The organism is Streptomyces silaceus, from assembly GCF_001419745.1.
In the GTDB taxonomy this organism is placed as follows: domain Bacteria; phylum Actinomycetota; class Actinomycetes; order Streptomycetales; family Streptomycetaceae; genus Streptomyces; species Streptomyces silaceus.
The window spans coordinates 708-1199 of sequence record NZ_LIRJ01000664.1; the positions used below are offsets into that span (position 1 = coordinate 708).

A 492-nucleotide genomic window follows, 5' to 3' on the forward strand; every position below is an offset into this window, starting at 1 on the left:
GCACGACGTGCGGGAGAACGTCATCACGGCCGTGGAGCGCATCACCGGCCTTGAGGTCGTCGAGGTCAACGTCGCGATCAACGACGTGCACCTGCCCGACGACGACACGGCGGACGCCTCCGGCGAGGCGCGCGTGGAGTAGGAGGCGCGCCCGGCAGCGGGTCCGGCACCGATGTCTTCAGGTACGTCTCTTCTTCTCTGGTGTGAGGTGAGTGGTGAGCACAGCTCTGGTGGGTCTGATCGCCGGGATGGCCCTCGGGTTCGCCGGCTGGTTCGGCGGATTCGGCGCCTTCCTCCTGGTGGCCGCGCTCGGCGCGGTCGGCTTCGTCGCGGGGCGCCTCGTCGACGACGGCACGGACATACGGGGCTTCCTCAGCGGCCGTGACCGGGAGCGGCGATGAGCACGCCCGCGGCGGAGCGGGGCAGGACGACCGTCGCCGACCGCGCGGTGCGCCGCATCGCCGAGCGCGCCGCCTCCCAGGCGCTGGCGCC

The 492-nt window shown here is 72.6% G+C and carries 1 protein-coding gene and 1 pseudogene; both read left to right on the forward strand.

Annotated elements, in window-relative coordinates; translation table 11 throughout:
• Positions 1-142: pseudogene (locus AOK22_RS43590) on the forward strand (Asp23/Gls24 family envelope stress response protein); the annotation flags it as partial.
• Between the two features lie 73 nt (positions 143-215).
• Complete coding sequence (locus AOK22_RS40540; protein ID WP_079037115.1) at positions 216-401, forward strand: hypothetical protein; 186 nt, start codon at positions 216-218, stop codon at positions 399-401.
• The last annotated feature ends 91 nt before the right edge of the window (positions 402-492 follow it).